This window comes from Roseivivax sp. CAU 1761 (genome assembly GCF_054482755.1).
Genome location: NZ_JBTLRM010000009.1, coordinates 66221 through 92072 on the forward strand (window position 1 = coordinate 66221; position 25852 = coordinate 92072).

At 70.7% G+C, this 25852-nt stretch carries 24 protein-coding genes; 14 read left to right on the forward strand and 10 right to left on the reverse strand.

The genetic code is table 11. The features are described from left to right. Positions 1-9: 9 nt before the first annotated feature. Together ACXYMW_RS07985 and htpX are read left to right on the forward strand one after the other, a co-directional pair. Positions 10-396: a response regulator gene (locus tag ACXYMW_RS07985; RefSeq protein ID WP_459034785.1), complete on the forward strand. Its 387-nt coding sequence runs from the start codon at positions 10-12 to the stop codon at positions 394-396. A 129-nt stretch (positions 397-525) separates the two neighbouring features. Then, positions 526-1428, forward strand: coding sequence for a zinc metalloprotease HtpX (gene htpX / locus ACXYMW_RS07990; protein ID WP_459034786.1), 903 nt, complete (start codon positions 526-528; stop codon positions 1426-1428). A 45-nt stretch (positions 1429-1473) separates the two neighbouring features. On the opposite strand, the gene ACXYMW_RS07995 is transcribed toward htpX, so the two are convergent. Together ACXYMW_RS07995 and ACXYMW_RS08000 are read right to left on the reverse strand one after the other, a co-directional pair. After that, complete coding sequence (locus ACXYMW_RS07995; RefSeq protein ID WP_459034834.1) at positions 1474-2835, reverse strand: FAD-binding oxidoreductase; 1362 nt, start codon at positions 2833-2835, stop codon at positions 1474-1476. 8 nt (positions 2836-2843) lie between these two features. Next, the gene (locus ACXYMW_RS08000; RefSeq protein ID WP_459034787.1) at positions 2844-3446 is read right to left on the reverse strand and encodes a LysE family translocator; all 603 of its coding nucleotides are present in this window, start codon (positions 3444-3446) and stop codon (positions 2844-2846) included. Positions 3447-3745: 299 nt separating this feature from the next. On the opposite strand from ACXYMW_RS08000, the gene ACXYMW_RS08005 reads away from it, so the two are divergent. Continuing rightward, positions 3746-5515 carry an IlvD/Edd family dehydratase gene (locus tag ACXYMW_RS08005; RefSeq protein WP_459034788.1) on the forward strand — a complete coding sequence of 590 codons (1770 nt, stop codon included), beginning with the start codon at positions 3746-3748 and terminating at the stop codon, positions 5513-5515. Between the two features lie 10 nt (positions 5516-5525). Beyond that, positions 5526-6269: an SDR family oxidoreductase gene (locus ACXYMW_RS08010; protein WP_459034789.1), complete on the forward strand. Its 744-nt coding sequence runs from the start codon at positions 5526-5528 to the stop codon at positions 6267-6269. Between the two features lie 92 nt (positions 6270-6361). Here ACXYMW_RS08010 and ACXYMW_RS08015 read toward each other — a convergent pair whose 3' ends face one another. From ACXYMW_RS08015 to repA, 3 genes are all read right to left on the reverse strand, one after another. Further along, positions 6362-7396 carry a helix-turn-helix domain-containing protein gene (locus tag ACXYMW_RS08015; RefSeq protein WP_459034790.1) on the reverse strand — a complete coding sequence of 345 codons (1035 nt, stop codon included), beginning with the start codon at positions 7394-7396 and terminating at the stop codon, positions 6362-6364. Positions 7397-7754: 358 nt separating this feature from the next. Then, positions 7755-8696 carry a plasmid partitioning protein RepB gene (gene repB, locus ACXYMW_RS08020; protein WP_459034791.1) on the reverse strand — a complete coding sequence of 314 codons (942 nt, stop codon included), beginning with the start codon at positions 8694-8696 and terminating at the stop codon, positions 7755-7757. Then, positions 8693-9892 carry a plasmid partitioning protein RepA gene (gene repA, locus ACXYMW_RS08025; protein ID WP_459034792.1) on the reverse strand — a complete coding sequence of 400 codons (1200 nt, stop codon included), beginning with the start codon at positions 9890-9892 and terminating at the stop codon, positions 8693-8695. The genes repB and repA overlap by 4 nt, the downstream gene beginning before the upstream one ends. A 465-nt stretch (positions 9893-10357) precedes the next feature. Here repA and ACXYMW_RS08030 point away from each other — a divergent pair, with 465 nt between their 5' ends. Then, positions 10358-11320, forward strand: a complete 963-nt coding sequence (locus ACXYMW_RS08030; protein WP_459034793.1) for an NAD(P)-dependent oxidoreductase — start codon at positions 10358-10360, stop codon at positions 11318-11320. Positions 11321-11363: 43 nt separating this feature from the next. Here ACXYMW_RS08030 and ACXYMW_RS08035 read toward each other — a convergent pair whose 3' ends face one another. The 4 genes from ACXYMW_RS08035 to ACXYMW_RS08050 are packed head-to-tail and all read right to left on the reverse strand — an operon-like array spanning position 11364 to position 13692. Continuing rightward, on the reverse strand, positions 11364-11750 hold the full coding sequence (locus ACXYMW_RS08035; protein WP_459034794.1) for a type II toxin-antitoxin system VapC family toxin: 387 nt from the start codon (positions 11748-11750) through the stop codon (positions 11364-11366). Next, positions 11747-11983, reverse strand: coding sequence for a type II toxin-antitoxin system Phd/YefM family antitoxin (locus tag ACXYMW_RS08040; RefSeq protein ID WP_459034795.1), 237 nt, complete (start codon positions 11981-11983; stop codon positions 11747-11749). The genes ACXYMW_RS08035 and ACXYMW_RS08040 overlap by 4 nt, the downstream gene beginning before the upstream one ends. A 42-nt stretch (positions 11984-12025) precedes the next feature. Next, entirely contained in the window at positions 12026-12967 is a 942-nt protein-coding gene (locus ACXYMW_RS08045) for a DMT family transporter (protein WP_459034796.1), read from the reverse strand. Beyond that, complete coding sequence (locus ACXYMW_RS08050) at positions 12967-13692, reverse strand: SDR family oxidoreductase (protein WP_459034797.1); 726 nt, start codon at positions 13690-13692, stop codon at positions 12967-12969. Before ACXYMW_RS08050 ends, ACXYMW_RS08045 begins: the two co-directional genes overlap by 1 nt. A 245-nt stretch (positions 13693-13937) precedes the next feature. On the opposite strand from ACXYMW_RS08050, the gene ACXYMW_RS08055 reads away from it, so the two are divergent. The 3 genes from ACXYMW_RS08055 (at position 13938) to ACXYMW_RS08065 (ending at position 16486) form a co-directional block, all read left to right on the forward strand. After that, positions 13938-14675 (forward strand): GntR family transcriptional regulator, encoded by a 738-nt coding sequence (locus tag ACXYMW_RS08055; protein WP_459034798.1) that lies wholly within the window; start codon positions 13938-13940, stop codon positions 14673-14675. A 53-nt stretch (positions 14676-14728) separates the two neighbouring features. Next, complete coding sequence (gene ltnD, locus ACXYMW_RS08060; protein WP_459034799.1) at positions 14729-15628, forward strand: L-threonate dehydrogenase; 900 nt, start codon at positions 14729-14731, stop codon at positions 15626-15628. A gap of 90 nt (positions 15629-15718) precedes the next feature. Next, complete coding sequence (locus tag ACXYMW_RS08065) at positions 15719-16486, forward strand: hydroxypyruvate isomerase family protein (RefSeq protein ID WP_459034800.1); 768 nt, start codon at positions 15719-15721, stop codon at positions 16484-16486. A gap of 40 nt (positions 16487-16526) precedes the next feature. Here the strand turns inward: ACXYMW_RS08065 and ACXYMW_RS08070 are convergent, their stop codons facing one another. Beyond that, the gene (locus tag ACXYMW_RS08070) at positions 16527-18629 is read right to left on the reverse strand and encodes a catalase (protein ID WP_459034801.1); all 2103 of its coding nucleotides are present in this window, start codon (positions 18627-18629) and stop codon (positions 16527-16529) included. A gap of 183 nt (positions 18630-18812) precedes the next feature. Here ACXYMW_RS08070 and ACXYMW_RS08075 point away from each other — a divergent pair, with 183 nt between their 5' ends. From ACXYMW_RS08075 to ACXYMW_RS08100, 6 genes are all read left to right on the forward strand, one after another. Continuing rightward, positions 18813-19739 carry a LysR family transcriptional regulator gene (locus ACXYMW_RS08075; RefSeq protein ID WP_459034802.1) on the forward strand — a complete coding sequence of 309 codons (927 nt, stop codon included), beginning with the start codon at positions 18813-18815 and terminating at the stop codon, positions 19737-19739. Between the two features lie 106 nt (positions 19740-19845). Then, on the forward strand, positions 19846-20850 hold the full coding sequence (locus ACXYMW_RS08080) for a Bug family tripartite tricarboxylate transporter substrate binding protein (protein ID WP_459034803.1): 1005 nt from the start codon (positions 19846-19848) through the stop codon (positions 20848-20850). Between the two features lie 134 nt (positions 20851-20984). Further along, positions 20985-21566 (forward strand): tripartite tricarboxylate transporter TctB family protein, encoded by a 582-nt coding sequence (locus ACXYMW_RS08085; RefSeq protein WP_459034804.1) that lies wholly within the window; start codon positions 20985-20987, stop codon positions 21564-21566. After that, entirely contained in the window at positions 21566-23077 is a 1512-nt protein-coding gene (locus ACXYMW_RS08090) for a tripartite tricarboxylate transporter permease (protein WP_459034805.1), read from the forward strand. Before ACXYMW_RS08085 ends, ACXYMW_RS08090 begins: the two co-directional genes overlap by 1 nt. After that, positions 23074-23919, forward strand: a complete 846-nt coding sequence (locus ACXYMW_RS08095; RefSeq protein WP_459034806.1) for a shikimate dehydrogenase family protein — start codon at positions 23074-23076, stop codon at positions 23917-23919. The genes ACXYMW_RS08090 and ACXYMW_RS08095 overlap by 4 nt, the downstream gene beginning before the upstream one ends. Positions 23920-23929: 10 nt before the next feature. Continuing rightward, a complete protein-coding gene (locus ACXYMW_RS08100; protein WP_459034807.1) occupies positions 23930-25822 on the forward strand; it encodes a bifunctional sugar phosphate isomerase/epimerase/4-hydroxyphenylpyruvate dioxygenase family protein in 1893 nt (630 codons plus the stop codon). Positions 25823-25852 lie beyond the last annotated feature (30 nt).

Here is a 25852-nt window from a genome sequence, read left to right on the forward strand (position 1 = left end):
GCAGGCGGGATGCCGCGCAAGCGCGTGCTCATTTGCGAGGACGAGCCCATCGTGGCGCTCGACTTGCAATTCCTTGTCGAGGATATGGGCTACGAGCCGATCGGGCCGTTCTCCCGCGTCAGCGACGGCGAACGCGCCGCGCGCAGTCAGCATGTCGACGCCGCCATCCTGGACGTCCGCCTGCTCGACGGCGAGGTCTTTCCGGTCGCCAATGCCCTGCTCGAGAAGAATGTCGAGCTGATCTTCCATTCCGGCCATGCCCTGAGCCACGAGATCCTGGCCGCCTACCCGAACGCCCGGTGCTGCCCCAAGCCGCTGTCCACCTCGCAGCTGACCAAGGCGCTCGGCGACATCGTCGCCGCCAGCGACGCCGAGACGGTCGCCGGACCGGCCTGACCCCCTCCCCCGCCGCGTGACAATTAGACGGGCGCCGCTTCCGCGGCGCCTTTTGCGTTGCGCGGGGCTATTGCGCCGTCCCGGGTTTCGCCTAGGTCTTGCTCCGTCGCAGACACACGGACAACGCCCATGGGATACTTTAAGACCGCGCTGCTGATGGCCGCCATGACGGCGCTCTTCATGGGGATCGGCTACCTGCTGGCCGGGCCGAACGGCATGTGGATCGCGCTCGCCGTCGCCGCCGCGATGAACGCCGTGACCTGGTGGAATTCCGACAAGATGGTCCTGCGCATGCACAATGCGCGCCCGGTGGCCGCCAACGACCCGTCCGGGCTGACGCGCATGGTGGCCGACCTGGCGCGCAATGCCGGGCTGCCGATGCCCGCCGTCTATGTCATCGACACGCCGCAGCCCAACGCCTTCGCCACCGGGCGCAACCCGCAGAACGCCGCCGTCGCGGTCACCACCGGGCTGATGCGCAGCCTCTCGCGCGAGGAACTGGCCGGCGTGGTGGCCCACGAACTGGCGCATATCCGCAACCGCGACACCGCGATCATGACGGTGACCGCGACCTTTGCCGGCGCGATCTCGATGCTGGCGAACTTCGCCATGTTCTTCGGGCCCCGGCGTGAGGGCGGCATGGGCATCCTCGGGGTCATCGCGATGATGATCGTGGCGCCGCTCGCCGCGGCGCTGGTGCAGATGGCGATCAGCCGGACCCGCGAATACGCCGCCGACCGCGCCGGGGCGGAGATCTGCGGGCAGCCGCTCTGGCTCGCCGCGGCGCTGGAGCGCATCCAGCAGGGCGCGGCCCGGATCGACAACCACTCGGCCGAGCGCCATCCCGCCACCGCGCACATGTTCATCATCAACCCGCTGCACGCCCACAAGCACGACAACCTCTTCGCCACCCACCCGGCGACCGAGAACCGCGTGCGGGCGCTGCGCGAAATGGCCGGTGCGGCCGGCACCCCGGTCCGCGCCGCGGCGCCGGTGCAACCGCGGCGCGACAGCCGCGGCCCCTGGGGCTGAGGCGCGCCGCGCACGTCCCTGCCCCCTCCCCTGCTGCTGCGCGGCCTAGGGCAGCAGTTTGCCCGGATTGAGGATGCCCCTCGGATCGAGGGCATCCTTGATCGCCCGCATCACGCCGAGCGCCGCACCGTGCTCTTCCACCATCAGGTCGCGCTTGCCGAGACCGACGCCGTGTTCGCCCGAGATCGTGCCCCCGAGCGCCAGGGCCAGCCGCGCCAGGACATGGCCGAAATCGCGCACCGCCGCGACCTCGTCGGCAGCGCCGGGAGCGTGGCTGACGCCGCAATGGAAGTTGCCGTCGCCGACATGACCGACGATGGTCGCGGCCAGCTTGCGGGCCCGCGCTGCGCGCTGCGCCGTCACCACCGCTTCGGCCAGGCGCGAGATCGGCACGCAGACATCGGTGACGTAGAGCTGCCGGCCCGGCCCGCCGAGCGCCTGGCTGGCGTAATGCGCCCTGTGCCGCATGGTCCAGATCTGCGACCGCTCCTCGCTCCGCGCGGCGCTGCGCCAGGCCTCGGCGCCGAATTCGGCGGCGATGGCGCGGAAGCTCTCGGCCTGTTCCACAACCCCGGCGGGGCTGCCGTCGAATTCGAGGAAGAGGTGCGGCCGCTCGGGCAACCCGGCCTCGGAATGAAGGTTGAAGCCGCGCACCATCATCTCGTCCAGAAGCTCGATCCGGGCCATCGGCAGGCCGGACTGGATGGTGGCGATGACGCAGTTCACCGCCGCCTCGACATCCGCGAACCGGCAGGTCGCCGCGACCACCGCCTCGGGCACGCCGCGCAGCCGCAGGGTCAGCTCGGTGATCACCGCCAGCGTTCCCTCGGAGCCCAGCAGCAGCCGCGTCAGGTCGTAGCCGGCGGAGGATTTGCGCGCCGCGCTGCCGGTGCGGATCACCGTGCCGTCGGCCAGCACCGCCTCGAGCGCCAGCACGTTCTCCGCCATGGTGCCGTAGCGCACCGCGGTGGTCCCCGAGGCCCGCGTCGCCGCCATGCCGCCGAGCGAGGCATCCGCGCCCGGATCGATCGGGAAGAACAGGCCGGTGGCGCGCAGCTCGGAATTCAGCGCGAGCCGGGTGAGCCCGGGCTGCACCACCACCTGCAGGTCCGCGTCGCGGAGCGCCAGCACCCGGTTCATCCGCCCCATGTCGAGGCAGAGACCGCCCGACACCGCAAGGTGCTGCGCCTCCAGCGACGAGGCCGCGCCATAGGCCACCACGGGCCAGCGATGGGCGTGGCAGAAGGCCAGGATCGCCGACACTTCCGCGGTGCTTTCCGGGAACGCCACGGCGTCGGGCAGGTGTTCGGGATACCAGGTCTCGTTCTGGCCATGCGCGCGCAGCACGCCGGGCGCCAGGGAAAGGCGCGCGCCCAGAAGCGCCTGCAAGCTGTCGAGCGGGGGCATGTCGCGCATCATTTCTCTCCGCCAAGGCCGGTGAGCGCGGCGAGCGCCACCACCGCCAGCATCGCGCCGGCCATCAGGTAATTGATCCGGCGCTGCGCCGCCTCGGACAGGTCGAGCCGGTGCAGGCTCGCCCCGGCCCAGAGCCAGCCCAGATGGATCGGGATCCAGATCGCGTTGACGATCACCAGCTTCGCCGCGGTTTCGAAGATCATCTGGCCGGGGGCGAAGGGAAAGCCCGCGAACAGCGCGGTGTTCACGGCGTAGGCCTTTGGGTTGATCGCCTGCAGCGCCAGGCCGGCGCCGATCCCGGGCGCCCGGCGCGCCGCGACGAAGGCCAGCCGCGACCCCGCAAGCGCGATGCGCGCGGCGAGATAGAGCAGGTAGAGGATCGAGGCGGCCGTGAGCAGCCCGCGCAGCAGCGGCTCGGCCAGCACCAGGGCCGCGACTCCGGTTATCACCGCCAGCGCCACAAGGTTGGTGCCGATGAAGAGCCCCGCGATGTAGCGCAGCCCGGCGCGCATGCCGTAGCCCGCGCCGATCCCCGCCACCGACAGCACGCCGGGCCCCGGGGTGATGATGAGAAAGACCACCGCCAGCGCGAAGATCAGCACCGCCCTGCCCGTCCTGTCATCCGCGCCATCCTGCCCCCTGCCCGCCCGGACCTTGCTATACCGTTCCCTAGGGTCCGCCGCGCACCCTGGTCAATCCCCGCCGCCTCCCTGGCGCGGCGGCCGGGATAGCCACGGTGCGGGCGCGGCAGGGCTGCCGGGCATCCGATGGCTGCGCCCTCCATGGCCCCGCCCCCTCTCCGCGAGGGCGGAAGCCTGCAGCTGCCTTGCATTTTGGTATACCATTTCCGAGGATCGCCGCACGCTCGATACTTTCCATTGCCGACCGAGGGAGACTTCCGATGGCCGAGACCCGCGCGAACCGGCGCTTCCGCAGCCAGGAATGGTTCGACAATCCCAACAATCCCGGCATGACCGCGCTCTATCTCGAGCGCTACCAGAACCAGGCCTTCACGCGGGAGGAATTGCAGGGCGACCGGCCGATCATCGGCATCGCCAATACCGGCTCCGACCTCGCCCCCTGCAACAAGATCCACGTCTTCCTGATGGAGCGCATCAAGGCCGGCATCCGAGAGGCCGGCGGCGTGCCGATGGAATTCCCGGTGCATCCGATTCAGGAGACCGGCAAGCGCCCGACCGCGGCGCTGGACCGCAACCTCGCCTATCTCGGTCTGGTCGAGGTGCTGCACGGCTACCCGATCGACGGCGTGGTGCTGACCACCGGCTGCGACAAGACCACACCGGCGATGCTGATGGGCGCGGCCACGGTCGACCTGCCGGCCATCGCGCTCAATGGCGGCCCGATGCTCGACGGCTGGTGGAAGGGCCAGCGCGTGGGCTCCGGCGGGGTGATCTGGGAAGGCCGCCGCCTCCTGGCCGAGGGCAAGATCGACTATGCCGAGTTCATCGACCGGGCCTGCGCCTCGGCGCCCTCGCTCGGCCATTGCAACACCATGGGCACCGCCTCCACCATGAACGCCCTGGCCGAGGCTCTGGGCATGACCCTGACCGGATCCTCGGCGATCCCTGCCCCGTTCCGCGAGCGCATGGCGATGGCCTACCGCACCGGCCGGCGCATCGTCGAGATGGTCCACGAGGATCTGAAGCCCTCCGACATCCTGACCCGCAAGGCCTTCGAGAACGCCATCCGGGTCAACACCGCGATCGGCGGCTCGACCAACGCGCCGCCGCATCTGCAGGCCATCGCGCGCCATGCTGGGGTCGCGCTCGACGTCTTCGATTGGCAGGACTTGGGCCATGCCGAACCCTTGCTGGTCAACATGCAGCCCGCGGGCAAATATCTCGGCGAGGATTTCTATCGCGCGGGCGGCGTGCCGGCGGTGATGGGAGAGCTGCTCGCGGCCGGCCGCCTCCATTCCGAGGCGATGACCGCCACCGGCGCCACGCTGGGTGCCAATCTCGCCGGGCAGAGAAGCCTGAACCACGACGTGATCCGCCCCTATGGCGATCCGCTGCGCCAAGAGGCCGGGTTCGTCGTGCTGACCGGCAACCTGTTTGACAGCGCGCTGATGAAGACCTCGGTGATCTCCGAGGAGTTCCGCCGGCGCTTCCTGTCGACCGGCGTGCTGGAGGCCCGCGCCGTGGTCTTCGAGGGCCCGGAGGATTACCACGACCGGATCAACGATCCGGCGCTGGAGATCGACGAGCGGACCATCCTGTTCATCCGCAATGTCGGCTGCGTGGGCTATCCCGGCTCCGCCGAGGTGGTGAACATGCAGCCGCCCGACGCGGTTCTGAAGGCCGGCATCACCCATTTGCCGACCGCGGGCGACGGGCGGCAATCGGGTACCTCGGAAAGCCCCTCCATTCTCAACGCCTCGCCCGAGGCCGCGGTGGGCGGCGGGCTGGCGCATCTGCGGACCGGCGACCGCGTGCGGCTCGACCTCAATGCCGGGCGGATGGACGCGCTAGTGCCCGAGGCGGAATGGCAGGCGCGGAAGGCGGCGTGGACCCCGCCCGAGATGGTCAGCCAGACGCCCTGGCAGGATCTCTATCGCCGCCATGTCGGGCAATTGGCCGAGGGCGGTTGCCTCGAACTCGCAACCGCGTATCAGCGGGTGGCGCGCAACCTGCCGCGCGACAACCACTGAGGGGCGTCAAATGACAGCTGTCAAATCGATCCTGATCACCGGGGCCGGGAGCGGCGTCGGCCGTGCCACCGCCCGCGCCTTTCTCGAGGCCGGCTGGGGCGTGGGTCTCGTCGGCCGCCGTCCGGACCCGCTGGAGGAAACCGCGGCGGGGCACCCAAACGCGCGGGTTCTGCCCGGCGACGTCACCGATCCCAGCGCCATGGCCGCGGCGGTGGACCGCGTGGTGGCGGAGTGGGGCCGGCTCGACGCGCTGTTCAACAATGCCGGTCTGGCCCTCAAGGGCGCGCCGATCGACGAGCTCGACATCGGGGCGATCCGCGCGCTGATCGACGTCAACGTGATGGGCGCCTTCGTCGCCGCGCAGGCCGCCTTCCGCCAGATGCGCCGGCAGGACCCTCAGGGCGGGCGGATCATCAACAACGGCTCGGTCTCGGCGCAGGTGCCGCGCTGGGGCTCGGCGCCCTATACCGCGTCGAAACATGCGATGACGGGGCTCACCCGGTCGCTGTCGCTGGACGGGCGCGCCTTTGGCATTGCCTGCGGTCAAATCGACATCGGCAATGCCCTGACCGACATGGCCGAGGCGATGACCAAGGGCGTGCCGCAGGCCGATGGCAGCATCAAGGTGGAGCCGGTCATGGACGTGGCGCACGTGGCGCGGACGGTGCTGCACATGGCGTCGCTGCCGCCCGAGGCCAATGTCCAGTTCGTCACCGTCATGGCCACCGCCATGCCCTATATCGGCCGCGGCTGAACCGTGCCGCCGGGGGCGGGGCGCGCGGCGTCCCGTCCCGGAACCCTGCGCCCGCCGCAGTTTCGTGATCCCCGACATGCAGGCCCCGCCGGTCAGCCCGCCGCGGCGGCGCGCCGGCCCGGGATGCGGCCGTCGGCAATCGTCTCTCCCTCCCGCCAGCGCGTGGCGAGCGCCTGGAGATAGGCGCCCGGGGCGCGGATACGGTCCACCTTCTCGGCGACATGGTCCAGCAGGATAAGCATGCGCGCTGGCCCCAGCATCTCGAGAAGTGGTAGCAGGCGGGACCGGTCCAGTCCCAGGAAGCCGCCGAACTCGATCAGCAGCGCAGCCAGCGCCTGGGGCGTCCGGGGCGGGTCGGGGTAGAGCCCGGGCAGCACCCGGCAATTCTCCCATGACAGTTCGTCGTTCTCCGGCGCAACCGCGGCCGGGGCAGGGCGGGAGGATCTGGAATCTTTTCCTGAAGCCTCTATGTGCCGGACATTCTGTCCGCCATCGCCGGGCGAGACGTCCGCCGTGGCCGCGTGAGCGTGGTCATCTTCCCAGGCCCCGCAAGCGGCTTCGACCGTGGCCTCGATCCCGCGCATCTCCGCCAGGGTGGTGGTGGCGCGGCGCAGCGTCTGGCGCACCGAGGCCGCGAGCTCGGCGAGGGCCTGGGGCAGGGCGCCCGCCGCCGCCGACACGCGGCGGCTCACCTCGGCCAGCCGGGCGCTGATCCGGCTGCGCAGCGCGGCGCGTTCGGCGGCCTCCCGGTGCAGCCGGTCGCGCAGCTCGCCCAGTTCCCGGAGCCGCAGGAAGAGCGGGCGGAGATCGACCCCGTAGGCATCGACGACCCGGCCTTCGCCGTCGCGCACCGGAAAGCGCCGGCCATTGGCGGAGAGCCGCCGCGCGATCAGCCCGGCGCGTTCCAGCTCGCGCTCGCCACGCCGGAACCGGCGCTCGCACATGCAGCCGGCGCGCGACAGGATGCCCTGCACCTCGGCATAGCTCATGAGCAGCCCGTCGGCCCGCACCGGGCCCTTGGGCAGCACGCTCAGATGCGCCTGCAGCACGACGATCTCGCGCTCGCCGAGGCCCAGGCTGCGCCGGACCTCCTTGACGAGATCGAGCGCCTGCCAGCGATCGACCAAGAAATGCCCGGGCCGGGGACGGGGCCGCAATGCTCCGCCGGGCCCGGACCGCGACGGTGCGTCCGGGGTGATGTCTGTCATGGCACTGTTCGCCGGACATGACGAAACCCTGCTCCGAAATCGGGATTTCGGAGTTGATTTGCCCGCAGCCACACGCTATCCAGAAGTCAGCTACTACTTTTTGGATGCCCGGTGAGACTTCGGTTTTGCCGGGTTTCTTTTTGTCCGCTCCGCTCCTCTTTCTGCTCTTGTCCTCTGGCCCTCGCGGACCGGCGTGCTGGCAGCGTCTCCCTTATCTGGTGGTCCGGGGCGTCTGTCTCGCGCCCCGTAACCCCGGGATGACACCTGCCAAATCCTTTTATTTCAAGGACTTGCTCCATTCGTCATGAAGGTCGTCCAGGCGGGTCTCGAGATAGTCGAGAAATCCGCGATCCTGTTTCGAGGCCGCCTTCAGGCTGAGCGCGGCGCCCTTGCGGGCGACCGCCACGCTGCCCAGCCGCCGGGGCGCCACCGCCGCCGCCGGACGGGCCGGGCCGCGGGCCAGCGCCCGCAGGGCGGCCAGCAGCGCCTCGAGCCGCTCCTCGGGCGTGGCGCCGGGGTGTTGCCAGGCCTCCGCTGCCGGCACGCCGTGCCGGGCGACGCCCTTCTTGACCTCCTCCCAGCGGATGCGGCCGGCGCTGGTCGGGCCCACCGCCTCGATCACTTCGGCCGGCACCACCTCCATCAGCGTGCGCATGCGGCTGATCTCGGCCCGGTCCTTGCCGAGGATGCCGGCGATCTCCTCATCGCTCTTGCCGGCCTCGCGGATCTGCTGCGCGAAGAGCGCGCGCTCGACATAGGAGGTCTCGAGCCGGGCGGCGTTCTCGAGGCCCTGGGCGATCAGCGCCTCGTCCTCGCTCATCTCCGAGATCACCGCCGCGACGCGGCGGCCGAGCCGCCGGCAGGCCTCGACCCGGCGGCGGCCGTAGACGATCTCGTATTCCGGCTCGTCGAACTCGCTGGCGCGGGGCAGGGGGCGCACCAGGACCGGGATGCGCTGGCCGCTGGCCTCGATCGAGGCGGTCAGATCCTCGATGCCGTGGCCCACGTCGAGCCGGTCGCGGAAGCGCGAGGCGCGGATCCGCGCCGGGTCGATCTCGGACGGCGCGGCGGCCTGCAGCCGGGCCATTTCCGCCCGCATCTCCGACATCGTGGCGCCCATCACGCCGACGGCCCCGCGATAGCCGCCCTTGGGGGCCTCGCGGGGTCCGGTCTCCTGGGCTTCGCGGGCCCGGGCGAGGTTCTCCTTCAGCCCCTTCATGTCCGCCCCCAGCTTTTCTGGATCATCTCGTGGATCTCGTCGGTGACCGCGATCACGCTGTCGAGGATGCGCGCCAGGGTCCGGCGGTTGGTCTCGGCCGGCGAGACCTCCCAGACGCTGCGCTGCGACACCCCGGCCGCCGCCACTTCGGAGGATTTCAGAAACGGGTGCTTCATCACCTGGTCGCCGAAGATGTCGCGCAGATAGGCGGCGAGCTCGACCTGGCTGGCCACCGCGGTGTCGTAGCGGGTGATCAGGAAGCGCATATTGTCCATCTGGCGCACCCCGCCGCTGTCGGCGAGAACCTCGAGAAGGTTCGAGGACATGGTCAGGAACTGCGCCGCCGAGGCGATGTCGATGCGGTCGGGGATTACCGTCATCACCATCGAGGTCGAGGCCGAGAGCGCCGAGAGCGTGACATAGCCGAGCTGCGGCGGGCAATCGATCACCACGACGTCGTACTCGGCCTCCACGTCGGCCAGCGCCGCGGCCATGCGTTCGTAGAAGAGCGGCTTCTCCATCGCCTGCAGGGCGCGCGGGGTCTCGTGCTCGAATTCCGACAGCATCAGCCCGCCGGGGGCGAGGTCGAGGCCGGGGAAATAGGTCCGCCGCACGATGTCGCGCAGCGGCGCCGGCGGCTCCTTGGTCTCCGGATCCTTGTAGCGGATGGCGTCGTAGATCGTGCCGCCGGTGGCGAAATCGACCTCCGGGGCGTAGCCGAAGAAGGTGGTCAGCGAGGCCTGCGGGTCGCAGTCGATGCACAGCACCCGGTAGCCCTTGAGCGCCAGCCGTTGCGCGGTGTGGATCGCCGTCGTCGACTTGGCCGAACCGCCCTTGAAGTTGACGAAGCTCCAGACCTGCAGGTGGTCGCCCTCCTTGCGCCCGGGCAGGTACTTGTGCAGGTCGGAGCGCGCGTCGCGCGCGAGGATGCGCCGCACCTCGAGGATCTGCTCGGCGGTGTACATGCGCTGGCCGTTGGCGGCGAGCGGGATGTCGGGCAGGCGGCCCTCGGCATGAGCCTTGCGCAGATAGCCCGCCGAGACGCCGAGAAGCTCGGTCACCTCTCGGGTCGAAAAGCTGCGCAGGGTCTTGGTGTCGGCGGGTGCGAAGAACACCTGCGACATGCGCTCCAGCGCGCCGGAAAGATCGCGCGCATTCTCGCGGATCTTCTCGTGTAGAATTGGTCCGTCTGCCACTGCCTCGACCCGCTTCTTGTGAGGCTCTCTCTGGCGGCCTCTTTGTTTCGGGTAGCGACGCTCCGCGTTTCGGATGCCGCTTTGTCGCTACTAGAGATGCCCGGGATCGGGTCACAATTCAATCACTAATGCGCGCCGAAGGCCAATCTCTTGATCTCGAACGAAAAAAGCGGTGCGCTCAACGGGTTTGCCCGGGCCATCGGGCGATCGGACACGCCCGCACTTATCCACAGGGGGGCCGGGAATCGCTCCCGGCCGGGCGCGATTCCGCCCGCGGCAGGGTTTCGGTAGCGGATTCGGGGCCTTGCCGCGCGGCGTCTTGCGGGCGCGGCCGGCCGGGGCGGGGCCTCCGGGAAGCGGGCGGCGCCGTCGCGGCGCGGCACGGAGGATTCCCGCTCGCATCCCCGGGCCGGTGCGATACCCTCCGCCGCGAGTTTGCCACCACGACACAGCAAGGAGTCCGCCGTGCCCGAAACCCTCGCCATCGGAGCCTATTCCGAAGCGGATCGCCGGGGCCTCGCCGAGGCTTATGGCATCAGCGCGCCGTTGTCGCTGCCCGATGCGCTGGACCTGCCCGAGGCCGAGCGGGCGGAGGTGCGCGCCATCGCCTACAAGGGCCATGCCCGGTTCGGCGCGCCCGAGATGGCGGCCTTTCCCAGGCTGGGGCTGGTCGCCAATTACGGCGTCGGCTTCGACGCCATCGACATCGCCGAAGCGGCGGCCCGCGGCATCGCCGTGAGCAACACCCCGGACGTGCTGAACGACGACGTGGCCGACCTCGCGGTGGCGCTGCTGCTGGCGCAGATGCGCTGCCTCAGGCAGGGCGAGGCGCATATCCGCGCCGGGCATTGGGCCACCGGCGTCGACTTCGCGCTCAACCGCTCGCTCACCGGGGCGCGGATCGGCATCCTCGGCCTCGGCCGGATCGGGCGCGAGATCGCCGACCGGCTCGCCGCCTTCAAGACGGAGCTGCATTACTGGTCGCGGCGCGAGAAACCGGTGCCGGCGGGCTGGGTCCGGCAGACCGACCCGGTGGCGCTGGCGCGCGCCGTGGACGTGCTGGTGGTGGCGGTGGTCGGGGGCGCCGAGACCGAGGGCATCGTCTCGGCCGAGGTGCTCGACGCGCTCGGGGCGGACGGCGTGCTGGTCAACATCTCGCGGGGCAGCACGGTCGACGAGGCGGCGCTGCTGGAGCGGCTGGAGGAGGGGCGGCTGGCCGGGGCCGGGCTCGACGTGTTCCGGGGCGAGCCCCGCATCGACCCGCGCTTTCTGGCGCTCGACACGGTGGCGCTGCAGCCGCATCAGGGCTCCGGCACGCATGCCACCCGGGCGGCGATGGGCCGGCTGCAGCGCGACAACATCGCGGCCTTCCTGGCCGGGCGGCCGCTGATCACGCCGGTCACCCAACCGGGCCGGGCCGCGGAATGAGCGGAGCCGGTCGGACCGGCCCGGCGCGCCTTCGCAAGGCGCCTCAGACCGGCACGACCGGCCCGTCGTAACGCGCCAGCTGCGCGTCGGCGGTGACCAGCGCGAACCCCTCGGCCAGGGCCTGGGCCAGCAGCATGCGGTCGAAGGGGTCGTTGTGGTGCCGGGGCAGGGCGGCCAGGGTCAGGCAATGGGCGCCCTCTACCGCCAGCTCGCGGTAATCGTTCTGCAGCAGCCCGGTGCGCAGGACGCCGGGATCGGTGCGGAAATCCGGCCGGTCTAGGGCGCGCTTGATCGCCACCTCCCAGAGGCTCGCGGCGCTGAACCACAGCGTGTTGCCCGTATCCTCGATCAGGTCGCGCGCGGCGCGGCTCATCGCCGGGTGGTCGGCGGCGGCCCAGAGCAGGATGTGGGTGTCGAGCAGGAGGTTCACGCGCGCCCGTCGAAGGCGGCAGCGATCTCGTCGGCGCCCATGCGGTCGAAATCCTCCGGCACGTCGATCCGGCCCTTCAGGAAGCCGATGCGCCGCGGCGCCGGCACCGAGACGCCGGAGACCTGCACCAGCGGCTTGCCGGCGCGCGCGATCACGAAGCCCTGGCCCTTCGAGGCGGCCTCGACGAGGCGCGAGAGGTGGGTCTTGGCCTCGTGGATGTTGACGGTCTTCATCACGGTGCTCCGCTGGTCCTGTCCCGACCGGACCAACCTAACTTAGTCCACCCGGCCCGCCGCTTCAAGTTCGGCGCGCCGCCGCCCCAGCACGCGCTCGCGCTGCCAGATGTAGAGCCCGGCCAGCGCGATGATCGCGGCGCCGAGCAGCGTCCAGGCGGTGGGCCAGCTGCCGAAGACGAGGATCGAGGCCAGCGCCGCGGTGACGATCTGGATGTAGACGATGGGGGCGAGGATCGAGGCATCGGCCAGGCGGTGGGCGAAGGTCGCGAGGATGTGGCCGACGCCGCCGAACACGCCGAGCAGCGCCAGCGGGATGAAGTCCACCGCCCGGTCGGGCCATTGCCAGACCGCGAGCGCGAAGGGCGCGAGGCAGATTGTGGCCAGCCCCGAGGCCCAGATCTGCATGGTGGCGTTGCTGTCCACCCCGGCGAGCTTGCGGGTCAGGATGAAGTAGAGCGAGGCGAAGGTCATCGCCATCAGCACCAGCAGCATCGCCGGGTGGAACTCCGCGCCCCAGGGCTGCATCACCACCAGCACCCCGACGAAGCCCACGCAGACCGCGCCGAGCCGGTGCAGGCCGACCGTTTCGCCCAGCAGCGGGATCGCCAGCAGCGTCACCGCGATGGGGCCGGCGAACATGATCGTCGTGGTCACGGTGATCGGCAGGTATTGCAGCGCGGTGAAATTGCAGATCGTGCTGCCGAACAGGCAGCAGGCGCGCAGGGCCTGCACGCGGGGCGCGTTGGAGCGCAGGATGCCGGGGCCCTCGCGCGGCAGGAACAGCGCGAGCACCAGCAGGAAGTTCACCGCGTAGCGCACGAAGACCACCTGGATGGCGGCGATGCCGGCCATCACCAGCCACTTGGCGGAGGTGTCGTTGCCGGTGAACAGCATCACCGCGAGCGCCATCATCGCGACGCCGAACCCGGTGCGGTTCTCGCGCTGCGGGATGGCGTGCGGAGGATGCGGTTGCGGGGCCATCAGCCGCAGGACCAGCCGCCGTCGATGACATGCGCCTGCCCGGTGGTGAAGCTCGCTTCGTCCGAGCCGAGATAGACGGCGAGATGCGCGATCTCCTCGGCGCGGCCGATCCGGCCCATCGGCTGGCGCGCCACGAAGGCTTGCCGGGCAGCCTCGTAATCGCCGGTGGCGCGCAGCCGGTCCTGCAGCGACGGGCTTTCCACGGTGCCGGGGCAGATGGCGTTCACCCGGATGCCGCGGGCGACGTAGTCGATGGCGACCGCCTTGGTCAGGCCGATCACCGCGGCCTTGGACATGCCGTAGACCGCCCGGTTGGGGGCGCCGATGATCGAGGAGGCGGCCGAGGAGATGTTGATGATCGACCCGGCGCCGCGCTCCAGCATCGCCGGCAGCGCGGCCTTGATCGCGGTGAACTGCGCTTTCACGTTGAGCCGGATGGCAAAGTCGAACTCGTCCTCGGTGGCCTCCGCGATGGTGCCGTGATGCACGAAGCCGGCGCAGTTCACCAGGATGTCGGGCGCCGCGGCCTGCACCGCGGCGGTCAGCGCGGCGCCGTTGGTGACGTCGAGCGCCGCGGTCTCAGCGCCCTCGAGCCCATCCAGCAGCGCCGGTTTCAGGTCGGTGGCCACGACCCGGGCGCCCTCGCGCAGATAGGCAAGGGCAATGGCCCGTCCGATGCCCTGCCCGGCGGCGGTCACGAAGGCGCGTTTGCCGTTCAATCTCATCCCCCGTTCCTCCGACGTTTCGCGTGCGCGGTCAACGGGATGCGCGCCGGATCGGGGCGTTTCGGCGGGCCGATCCCGACAAAGGCGGTCCTGCGGGAATGGCGGCCTCGCGGGCCGGCGGCGGCCAACGGCGCGGCAGGCCGCCTGCGGAAATCGCGGGCATAGCCCTTTCGCCCGGCCGGCGGGGTTCGGTATACCAAATCCGCGCGGCGCGCGCGGTGCGGCAGCTTCACGGAGACCGACGGATGGCGGGCCCCAACCTTCCCGAAACCATCGCGCAGCACCTGCGGCGCGCCATCCTGCGCGGCGCGCTGGCGCCCGGCGCGCCGATCAAGGAGCGCGACCACGCCGCCGAGATGGGCGTCAGCCGCACCCCGATGCGCGAGGCCATCCGCATCCTCGCCAAGGAGGAGCTGGTGGAGCTGCGCCCGTCGCGCAGCCCGGTCGTGGCCAACCCCTCGGCAAAGGAGCTTTACGATCAGGGGCAGGTGCTGATCGCGCTGGAGCGGCTCTCGGGCGAGCTGGCCTGTCGCCATGCCACGGCGGCCGGGCTGGCGGCGGTGGCGGCCGCCGCCACGCGCATGGAAGAGAGCTTTCCCGAGGCCGGGCGGATCGAATCCTTCGAGCGCGACATGGCCTTCCACAGCGCCATCGCCGAGGCCTCGCAGAACGCGTCGCTGGCGCGCACCCATCGGGCCTATCTGGCCCGCCTCTGGCGCGCGCGGTTCCTCGCCTCGCGCAAGCGCGCCAACCGCGACCGGGCGCTGGAGCAGCATGCTGCCATCCTCGCCGCGCTGCTGGCGCGCGACGTCGCGGCCTTCCGCGCGGCGCTCGGCGCGCATCTCGACCACCTGCCCGACGACCTCGCCGAGATCGCCACCGATGCGCCCGCCTCGGGGCGCGGCGGGGCGGCGCCGGAGGAGGCGGACAGGGGCCGCGCCGCACCGCCGGGCGGAGCCGTCCCGCGCGGCCGCCGGGCTTGACCCGCCGCGCGGCCTGCGGAACGCTCGGTCCGGATGCGGGGGGACGGGGTGCCATGGCAGGAGCAAGGGTCGCGGTGATCGGCCTCGGGTCGATGGGATACGGCATGGCGACGGCGCTGCTTGCCGCCGGTCATCATGTGCTGGGCGTCGATCTCGACGCCGCGGCGGAGGCGCGGTTCCGGGCCGCGGGAGGGGCGGAGGGCGCGCTCGCCGACGCGGCGCCTGCGCTCGACGCGGTGGTGGTCGTGGTGCTGAACGCCGCCCAGACCGAGGCCGTGCTCTTCGGCGCCGAGGGCATCGCGCCCCGCCTGCGGCCCGGCACCGCCATCCTGGGCTGCGCCACCGTGCCGCCGGACTTCGCGCGGCGCATGGGCGAGGCCTGCACAGAACGCGGCCTGCATTATCTCGACGCGCCGATTTCCGGCGGCGCGGCGCGGGCCGTGGAGGGGCGGCTCTCGATCCTCGCCGCGGGCAGCGAGGCGGCCTTTGCCGCGGCGCGCCCGGTGCTCGATGCCTGCGCCGAACATGTCTTCGAGATCGGCCGCGCGCCGGGTCTCGGCAGCGCCATGAAGGCGGTGAACCAGCTTCTTGCCGGGGTGCATATCGCCGTCATGGGCGAGGCGCTGGCCTTCGGTCTCAGCCAGGGGCTCGACCCGGCGCAGGTGATGGCGGTGATCCCGCATTGCGCCGGCAGCAGCTGGATGCTGGAGAATCGCGGCCCGCATGTGCGCGACGGCGATTACACCCCGCATTCGGCGGTGGAGATCTGGACCAAGGACCTCGCCATCGTCGGCGACATGGCCCGGGGCGCGGCGCTGCCGATCCCGGTCGCGGCGGCCGCGCTGCAGCAATTCGTCGCCGCGGTGGGGATGGGGCTCGGCCGCGAGGACGACGCGGCGGTGACCAAGGTCTATGCCCGCGCGGCAGGCCTGACGCTTCCCGGCGAGGGCTGAGATGGCGGCGCGTCGCGGATGCGGCCGCCGGGTGCGGCGGGGAAGGCCTGTCGCCGCGCGGATTTGCGCGGGCAGGTGAGGGGAGGGGGGATGCGGTTCTCCGCCAATCTTGGTTTCCTTTGGACCGACCGGCCGCTGCCCGACGCGATCAGGGCGGCGCACCGGGCGGGATTCGATGCGGTGGAATGCCATTGGCCTTACGCCGAGCCGGTCGAGGCGGTGCGCGCGGCGCTGCAAGAGACCGGGCTGCCGATGCTGGGGCTCAACACCGCACGCGGCGACGCGGCGGGCGGCGAGAACGGGCTCACGGCGCTGCCTGGCCGCAAGGTCGAGGCGCGCGAGGCCATCGACGCCGCGCTCGACTATGCCGCGCAGATCGGCGCCGCACATGTCCACGTCATGGCCGGGGTGGCCGCGGGGCCGGCCGCCCATGCCGCCTATGTCGAGAACCTGACCTATGCGAGCGGGCGGGCGCGGGCCGCGGGACGCACCATCCTGATCGAGCCGCTCAACCCGCGCGACGCGCCCGGCTACTACCTGCAGAGCGCCGAGCAGGCGGCGGAGCTGATCGCCGAGATCGGCGCGCCGAACCTGCGGATGATGTTCGATTGCTACCACATCCAGATCCTGTCGGGTGACCTGACCCGCCGGCTGCGGCGCTTCCTGCCCTTGACCGGCCATGTCCAGATCGCCGCGGTGCCCGACCGCGGCGCGCCGGATCACGGCGAGGTCGATTACCGTCACGTGATGCGGACGCTGCGGGATCTGGGCTGGCAGGCGCCGGTCGGGGCGGAGTACCGCCCCGACGGTCCGACCGAGGACTCGCTCGGCTGGCTGCCGGTCCTGCGGCAGGCCTGACAAAGCGCGGCCCGGCGCAGCCGCGCCGGGCCGCCCGGGATCACGCCGCGGTCTCGCGCTCCCAGAAGCGCAGCTTGCGGCATTGCGCGACGAAGCTCTCGGCGTCCTTGCCGGCGGTGAGCGCCGGGCAGCCGCCATCGAGCTTGCTGTAGAGCCCGCAGGCCTCGGCCAGGCCCTTCGCCGCCGGGGCCATGGCGATGAACTTCGAATGCGCGAAGGCGTCGGACAGGAAATCGCGCGCCGTGGGCATGCCCGCCAGCTCGGCCGCGCTGTCCTTGCCGGGCACGATCGCCACCGCGTCGAACAGCACCGACGGGCCGCCATCGACCTTCTCGTCGGCCTCCCAGTGGGTGCCGGCGCTGTCGCTGATGCCGCCGATCTGCGGCGCCACGATCTTGAGCTTGGCGCCCTCGGCCTCGGCCGCGGATTTCAGCCCGTTCAGCAGGTCCGCATCGGCCCCGTCGGAGACCAGCACGCCGATCACCCCGCCCTTGAAGCTGTCGGGGCCGTTCTCGACGATGCTGAGCGCCGGAGACGGCTTGAGGTCGGTGCGCGTCGGCTGCGCCGCCGGGGCCGGCTCCGGCAGGTCCTTCAGGCCGATGCCCTGAGCCACGCCCTGGGCGAGCTTCTGGTCGATGTTGAGCAGATGCGAGACCACGCGCTTGCGCACCGCCTCCATCTCGCATTTCGACAATTCGAAGACCAGGGCGTCGCGGATGTGGTTCTGCTCCACCTCGGTCTGGCTGATGTAGAACAGCCGGGCCTGGCTGTAATGGTCGTTGAAGCTCTCGGGCCGCAGCCGCGCCTTCTCGCCCTCGACCCGGGCGGGGAAGCTGGAATAGCCCTTCAGCGGGTCCTCGCGCGGGCCCTCGTCCCAGCCGTTGGGCTCGTAGTTCACCCGGCCCCTGATGTGCTGGTCGGTCTGCATGTGGCCGTCCTGCTGGAAGTTGGCCACCGGGCAGCCCTTCGGCTGGTTGACCGGGATCTTGGTGAAGTTCGGCCCGCCCAGACGCTTCAGCTGGGTGTCGAGATAGGAGAAGTTGCGGCCCTGCAGCAGCGGATCGTCGGTGAAGTCGATGCCGGGCACGACGTTCTGGGTGCAGAAGGCCACCTGCTCGGTCTCGGCGAAGAAGTTGTCCACCACCCGGTCGAGCGTCATGGTGCCGATAACCTCGGGCTTCAGCACCTCTTCGGGGATCAGCTTGGTCGAATCAAGCACGTCGAAGTCGAAGCTGTCGGCGAAGTCCTGGTCGAACATCTGCACCGCCAGGTCCCATTTCGGCGGCATTCCGGTGGTGATCTCCTCCCAGGTGATGCGGCGATGGCGGTCGGGGTCGGCGCCGTTGGTCTTCACCGCCTCGTTCCAGACCTTCGATTGCAGCCCGAGATGCGGCTTCCAGATGAACTTGACGTAGGTCGACTTGCCCTCGGCATTGACGAAGCGGAAGGTGTGCACGCCGAAGCCCTCCATCGTCGAGAAGGAGCGCGGCAGGGTGCGGTCGGACATGATCCACATGACCATGTGCATCGCTTCCGGGGTCAGCGAGATGTAATCCCAGAAATTGTCGTGCGCCGTCTGGGCCTGCGGAAAGCCGGTATCCGGCTCGGGCTTGGCGGCGTGGATCAGGTCGGGGAACTTGATCGCGTCCTGAATGAAGAAGACCGGGATGTTGTTGCCCACGAGGTCCCAGTTGCCCTCGTCGGTGTAGAACTTGGTGGCGAAGCCGCGCACGTCGCGGGCGAGGTCGGGCGAGCCCTTGGAACCCGCGACGGTGGAGAAGCGCACGAAGACCTCGGTCGTCTTGCCCTTCTTCTGGAACGGCGCGGCGCGGGTGATGTCGCTCAGGTCGCGGGTGCATTCGAAGGTGCCCTTGGCGCCGAAGCCGCGGGCATGCACGACGCGCTCGGGGATGCGCTCGTGATCGAAATGGAAGATCTTCTCGCGCATCACGAAGTCTTCCAGCAGCGTCGGACCGGACTGGCCGGGCTTCAGGCTGTTCTGGTTGTCGGCGATGGTCACGCCCTGCGAGGTGGTCAGGCGGGGGGCGTCGCCGGTTGCGTGCTGGTGGTATTCCCCGCCGGTGCCCCGGGCGTCGAATTTGTGCGCCGCGTCGGTTTGCTGTGCGCGCTTCTGATCGGACATGGTTGCCCCTCTGCGGATGAGATACGTCGATGCGGATGGCGAGGACCGGGGCTCCCGGTCCGACGCCGAAACCCGGCAGCAGGGACATTCGTTCCCCGCCATTCCCGAGCGCTGCGGTCGGAATGCCGGGGCGCTTTTCCCCGACCCTCGGGCGCGGCATGGTGATCGCCTGGAGGAACGAGGATGCGCGAGATTACCCTGCGCCAGATCGAGGTCATCCGCGCGGTCATGCTGCGCGGCACGATCAGCGGCGCCGCCGATCACCTCGGGGTCTCGGCGCCCGGGATCAGCCGGCTGCTGAAGCACACCGAGGAATCGCTGGGGCTGCGGCTCTTCGAGCGCCAGGGCGGATTGTTCGTGCCGGCGGTGGAGGCCGGCCCGGTCTTTGACCAGATCCGCGAGGTCTACAAGGGCGTGGAGAACCTGCAGGCGGCGCTGTCCTCGCTCGACCGCGGCGAGGATGTGCGGCTCGCCATCGCCGCCGCGCCCTCGGTGGCGAACTTCGTCGCGGCGCGCGCCATCCGCACCCTGCGGCAGCGCTACCCGGCGCTCTATATCGACCTCAACATCCTCAAGATCGAGGAGACCCTCGACTACCTGCTGCTCGACCGCGGCGAGTTCGTGGTGATGAGTTCGGCGCTGCGCAATCCAGGCCTGACGGCCGAGAAGATCGCCGGGGCGCCGCTGGTGGCGATCCTGCCCGAGGGCCACCATCTGGCCGCCCGGAGCGTGGTTTCCGTCCACGACCTTGCCGCCGAGCCGATGGTCGGCGTCGACCCCGAGGATCCCTACGGCGCGCAGATGGCGGCGCCCTTCCTGCGCGCCGGTCTGGCGCCGACCTACTCGCTGCGCGGCCGCTTCGCGCAGACCGTCGTGAGCTTCGTGCGGCACGGCCTGGGCGTGGCGGTGATCGACGCCGTCTCGGTCGCCGAGGTCTACCTTCCGGGGCTGGTGCGGCGGCCCCTGGCGGAGCCCGGCGAGGTCACGCTCTACGCGCTCCAGAAGACCGGCCGCAGGTTGTCAAGCTTCGGCGAGGCGGCGCTGGCGGAGTTCCGGCGCGAGCTGCGCGCGGCCGCCGCGGCGGCCCCGGTGGCGCCGTCGCGGGCATAACATCAGGTTAATGATCCCGAGATCTGGGTATTTGACGTTACGTTCGCCCACCTCGATAGTGAGACCATCGAATGCTTCGGTTTCGACGGATCCTAGGGAGGACCACATGACCAAATACTTCGCTGGCGCCGCCTCGGCGCTTGTTCTCGCGGCCACCGGCGCGCTGGCGCAGGATTACCCGGCCAAGGAAATCCAGGGCATCATCCAGTGGGGGGCCGGCGGCTCCACCGACACCGTGATGCGCGCCGTGACCCCGGCCGCCGAGGAGGTGCTGGGCGGCACCGTGGTGATGCAGAACATGACCGGCGGCGTCGGCGCCATCGCGCTGAACCACGTGGCCGGGCAGGATGCCGACGGCTACACGCTGCTGATGGGCGCCGAGAACCCGCTGCTCTACAAGGTCATGGGCCTCGGCGACAAGGATTACGGCGACTTCACTCCGGTCAACGTGCTGGCCATGGGCATCCCGGTGCTGGTCGCCGGCGCCGACGCGCCGTTCGACGACTATGCCGGCATGATCGCCTATGCCAAGGAGAACCCGGGCGAGCTGCGCTTCGGCTCCACCGGTCCCGGCGGCCTGCCCTCGGTGGTGACCGCGATGATCCAGGCGGTCGAGGGCGAGCTCGACGCGACCTTCGTGCCCTATGACGGCGACGGCCCGGCGCTCACCGCGCTGCAGGGCGGCGCCATCGACGTGATGCCGGCGGTGCTCGGCGCCGCCATCGAGGGCATCCGCGCCGGCAACATGAAGCCGCTCGCGGTGTTCACCGAGGAACCGGTGGAGCAGCTGCCCGACGTGCAGCCGGTGGTCGCGTTCAACGAGGGCTTCGACACCTACCTGCCCTGGGGCCCGTTCTTCGGCGTCTTCGTCAAGGAGGGCACGCCCGAGGACGTGGTCGCCAAGCTGACCGACGCCTACAGCCAGGCCGCCGAGACCGAGGACTTCCAGCAGCTGATGGAGAACCGCGCCTACGAGGTGATGAATATCTCCGGCGCCGAAGCCGAGGACTTCCTGACCAACTGGCAGCAGACCACCGCCTGGCTGATGCAGGATGCCGGCCTGACCAAGGCCAGCCCGGAAGAGTTCGGCATCGCCAAGCCGGCCGAGTGACCGGCCGGCCGGTCCCGCGCCGCGGGACCGGTCCGACCCGGCGGGCGGGGCCCTGCGCCCGGCCCGCAGCCGCGGCCCCGCCCGCTCCCGCGGGGCCCGGCATGCTTTCATTCCAGTTCGACGGGAGGCGCGCGATGCGACGCGACCAGACGGACATTTCCCCCAGACCCGAACCCGAGCGCGTCTCCGACGCCGCCCCGATCGAGAGCGAGACCCACCGCCGCCCCGGCGAGGCGCTCTTCGCGGTGCTGCTGACGCTGGCCAGCGCGGTGCTGCTCTGGCAGGCCTACGGCATTTCCGGCTTCGACGCGCTGTCCGGCGCCGGGTCGGTGCCGATGGCGACCACGCTGGTGATGCTGGTCACCGCCGGGCTCGTGCTCTGGCGCACCCTGAAGCTGCCGCTGCAACGCGCCGAGAGCGTCGGCCGCGACATTCTGCCCCCGGTCGTGCTGATCATGGCGGTGCTGCTGGTGCTCTACGCGCTGGTGCTGCGGCCGCTGGGCTTCCTGCCGACCTCGGCGCTGTTCCTGATCGTGGCGATCAAGCTGCTGTCGCGGCGCTCCTGGGGCTTCACCGTCACCGTGGCGCTCGGCAGCCTGCTCCTCGTCTGGGTGATCTTCCGCATCGTCTTCACCGTGCTGATGCCCCAGGGCATCGTCCCCGAGGGCGAGCTCCTGCAGCTCCTGCGCAACCTGGTTTCCGGAGGATCCGCGTGATGGATGCCGCGCTCGCCTTCTTCACCGTCTTCACCCAGCCGCAACTCCTGCTGCTGGTCGGGCTCGGCACCTTCGCCGGGGTCTATGTCGGCGCCATCCCGGGCCTCTCGGTCACCATGGCGGTGTCGATCCTGATCTCCTTCACCTTCTCCTGGGACGTCTATCCGGCGATCTCGCTGATGATCGGCATCTTCCTCGGCGGGGTCTATGGCGGCTCGCGCACGGCGATCCTGCTGAACATCCCCGGCGCGCCCTCGGCCATCGCCACGGCGATGGACGGCTACCCGATGGCGCAGCGCGGCGAGGCCGGCGAGGCCATCGGCATCACCACGGTGATGTCCTTCCTGGGCGGCTTCGTGGGCATCGCGGTCCTGGCCCTCGCCGCGCCTGCGGTGTCGGATTTCGCGCTGACCTTCCAGCCGCGCGACTACATGCTGCTGGCCGTGCTGGGCATCCTGCTGGTGGGCTCGCTGAGCCAGGGCAGCCTGACCAAGGGCATCTTCGCCGGCGCGCTCGGCATCGCCATCGGCGCGGTCGGCATGGATCCCCTGACCTTCACCGAGCGCTTCACCTTCGACCAGCCGATCCTGCGCGGCGGCGTGTCCTTCATCGCGGTGATGATCGGCATGTTCGGCGTCTCCGAGGCGCTGGCCCAGCTGCACCACCTCGACGCGCCGGCGATCAAGCAGAAGATCGACCGCATCGTGCCGCGCTGGGACACCGTGCGGAAGCACCTGCCGCTGTCGCTGCAGACCTCGTCGATCGGGGTGATCATCGGCGCCCTGCCGGGCACCGGCGGCGACATCGCGGCGCTGATGGCCTACGACCACGCCAAGCGCGTCACCAAGAAGCCCGAGCGGCGCTTCGGCGACGGCGCCATCGAGGGTCTGGTGGCCCCCGAGACCGCCAACAACGCGGCCGTGGGCGGCGCCTTCATCCCGATGATCACGCTGGGCATCCCCGGCGACGCGGTGACCGCGATCATGATCGGCGCGCTGTTCATCCACGGCCTCAACCCCGGCCCGATGCTGATGATCGACCAGCCCGACATGTTCTGGTTCATTCTCGGCGCGCTGGTGACCGCCAACATCTTCATGCTGATCTTCGGCCTGACCGGCATCAAGCTCTTCACCAAGATCGTCGAGATGCCGCGCGCCGTGCTGATCCCGCTGATCATGCTCCTTTCGGTGGTCGGCGCCTACGCGGTGAACAACGCCATCACCGACGTCTACTGGATGCTGGGCTTCGGGGTCTTCGGCTACTTCATGCGGCTCTACGGCTACCCGCTCGGGCCGGTGATCCTCGGCGTGATCCTGTCGCGCCTGCTCGACGACAACTGGCGCCGGGCGATCATCTCCGAACGCGAGGATCTGGGCCGCTTCTTCGAGGGCATCGTGACCTCGCCGCTGAGCCTCGCGCTGTTTCTCGCGGTGATCCTGATCTTCGTCGGCCAGACGCCGCTCTGGCGAATCCTGAAACAGCGCCTGGGGCGCGCAAAGGGGGCGCAATGACCACCTTGGACCGCAACCGCGTGCTGCAGCTCGGCCTGATCGGCGATCACATCCACAATTCGCGCTCGCCGCTGCTGCATCGGCTGGCCGGCCGCCAGAGCGGCATGGAGGTGCGCTACGCCTCGCTGATCCCGCCGGAAATGGGCCAGGATTTCGACGCCGTCTTCGAGGCCTGCCGGAGCGGCGGCTATCGCGGCGTCAACGTGACCTACCCCTACAAGGAACGGGTCACCGACCGGGTGCGGGTCGCCGATCCGCTGATGGCGCGGGTCGGGGCGGTGAACACGGTGATCTTCGGGCCCGAGGGCCCGGAAGGCCACAACACCGACTTCACCGGCTTTGCCGCCGCCTACCGCCGGATGCGCGGCGAGACCGCGCCGGGCCCGGTGCTGATGATCGGCACCGGCGGCGTCGGGCGCGCCGTGGCCTTCGCGCTGGTGGCGCTCGGCGGCACCGAGATCCGGCTCGTCGACCGCGACCGCGGCAAGGCCGAGCGGCTGGCCGCGGAACTGCGCCGGGCCGCTCCCGACCTCGCCGTGGCGGTGGGCTCGGACGCCGCCGAGGCCGCCAGCGGGGCGGCGGGGCTGATCAACTGCACGCCCCTCGGCATGGACGGGCGCGGCGGCTCGCCGCTGCCGGCGGCGGCGATGGCCGGGGCGGCCTGGGCCTTCGACGCCGTCTACACGCCGCGCGACACGCTCTTCATGCGCGATGCCGAAGCGGCGGGGCTCGACCTGGTCTCGGGCTGGGAGCTGTTCTTCTACCAGGGCGTCCATGCCTGGGAGCTGTTCGCCGGCGCGCCCCTCGACGAGGCGCGGCTGCGCGCCGACCTGCAGGAATGAGGATCCCGCGATGAAAACCGGCATCGCCACCGTCTCGATCTCCGGCGCCCTGCCGGAAAAGCTCGACGCCATCGCCGCGGCGGGCTTCGACGGCATCGAGATCTTCGAGCAGGATTTCATCGCCCATGACGGCGGCCCGGCCGAGGTCGGCCGGATGATCCGCGAACGCGGGCTCGAGGTGATGCTGTTCCAGCCGTTCCGCGACTTCGAATGCCTGCCGGCGCCGCTGCGCGCCAAGGCCTTCGACCGGGCCCGGCGCAAGTTCGACGTCATGGGCGAGCTGGGCTGCGACCGGATGCTGATCTGCTCGTCGGTGCATCCCGAGAGCCTCGGCGGCATCGACCGGGCCGCCGACGACCTGGCCGAGCTGGGCGAGGTCGCCCGCGCCCGCGGCATCACCCTGGGCTACGAGGCGCTGGCCTGGGGCCGCCACGTCAACGACCACCGCGACGCCTGGGAGATCGTGCGCCGGGCCGATCACGCCAATGTCGGCATCATCCTCGACAGCTTCCACACGCTGGGCCGCGGCATCGACCCGGAATCGATCCGGTCGATCCCGGGCGACAAGATCGTCTTCGTGCAGCTGGCCGATGCGCCCGCCATCGAGATGGACCTGCTCTACTGGTCGCGCCATTTCCGCAACATGCCGGGCGAGGGCGACCTGCCGGTGGCGCGGTTCCTGCGCGCGGTGATGGCCACCGGCTATGACGGGCCGCTCAGCCTCGAGATCTTCAACGACCAGTTCCGCGGCACCAACCCGCGCGGCGTGGCGCGCGACGGCTACCGGTCGCTGGTGGCCCTGGCCGACGAGGTGCGCCGCCGCGAGCCCGACATCGCCTCCGACGCGCCCCGCCTGCCGCCGCCGGTGGCGGTCGAGGGGGTGGCGTTCCTGGAATTCGCGGCCCAGGGCGAGGAGGCGACCCGGCTCGAGTCGCTGCTGGCGACGCTGGGCTTCGCGCGCGCCGGGCGCCACCGCAGCAAGGTCGTCGATCTCTGGCAGCAGAACGGCGCCCGCATCGTCGTCAACCGCGAGACCGGCGGCCATGCCGGAACGGCCTGGAACGCCCGCGGCACCTGCATCTGCGCCATCGGCCTGCAGGTCGCCTCGGCCGCCGACACCGTGGCGCGCGCCCGGGCGCTGGGATCGGAGCCCTTCATCCAGCCCACCGGGCCGGGCGAGCTCCAGATCCCCGCGATCCAGGGGCTGGGCGGCTCGGTGCTGCATTTCATCGACGCCACGAGCGGGCTCGACCGGGTCTGGGAGACCGAGTTCGTGCCGGTCGGCGACGGGCCGACCACCGCGGCCGGGATCGCCGGCATCGACCACATCGCCCAGACCATGTCCTACGAGGACATGCTGAGTTGGACGCTGTTCTACACCACGCTCTTCGACATGGCGAAGGCGCCGATGGTGGACGTGATCGATCCCGACGGGCTGGTGCGCAGCCAGGCGGTGGCCGCCCCGGACGGGGCATTGCGGGTGACGCTGAACGGGGCCGAGACCCACCGCACCCTGGCGGGCCGCTTCCTGGCGGAGAATTTCGGCGCCTCGGTGCAGCATATCGGGCTGGCCACCGACGACATCTTCGCCACCGCCGCGGCGCTGGCCGAGCGCGGCTTTGCGGTGCTGCCGATCCCGGGCAATTACTACGACGACCTGGCGGCCCGGTTCGACCTCGCGCCCGAGCGCCTGGCGCGGCTGCGCGCCGCCAACATCCTCTACGACCGCGACGCCGCGGGCGCGGAGTTCCTGCAATTCTATTCCCGCGCCTTCGCCGGCGGATTGTTCGCCGAGATCGTGCAGCGGGCGCCGGGCTACGACGGCTATGGCGGACCCAACGCCCCGTTCCGCATCGCCGCGCAGAAGCGGCTGGCGCGCGCCAAGGGGGTGCCGGCGCACTGAGCCGGCGCCCGGCGGCGCCGCCGCGGGCGG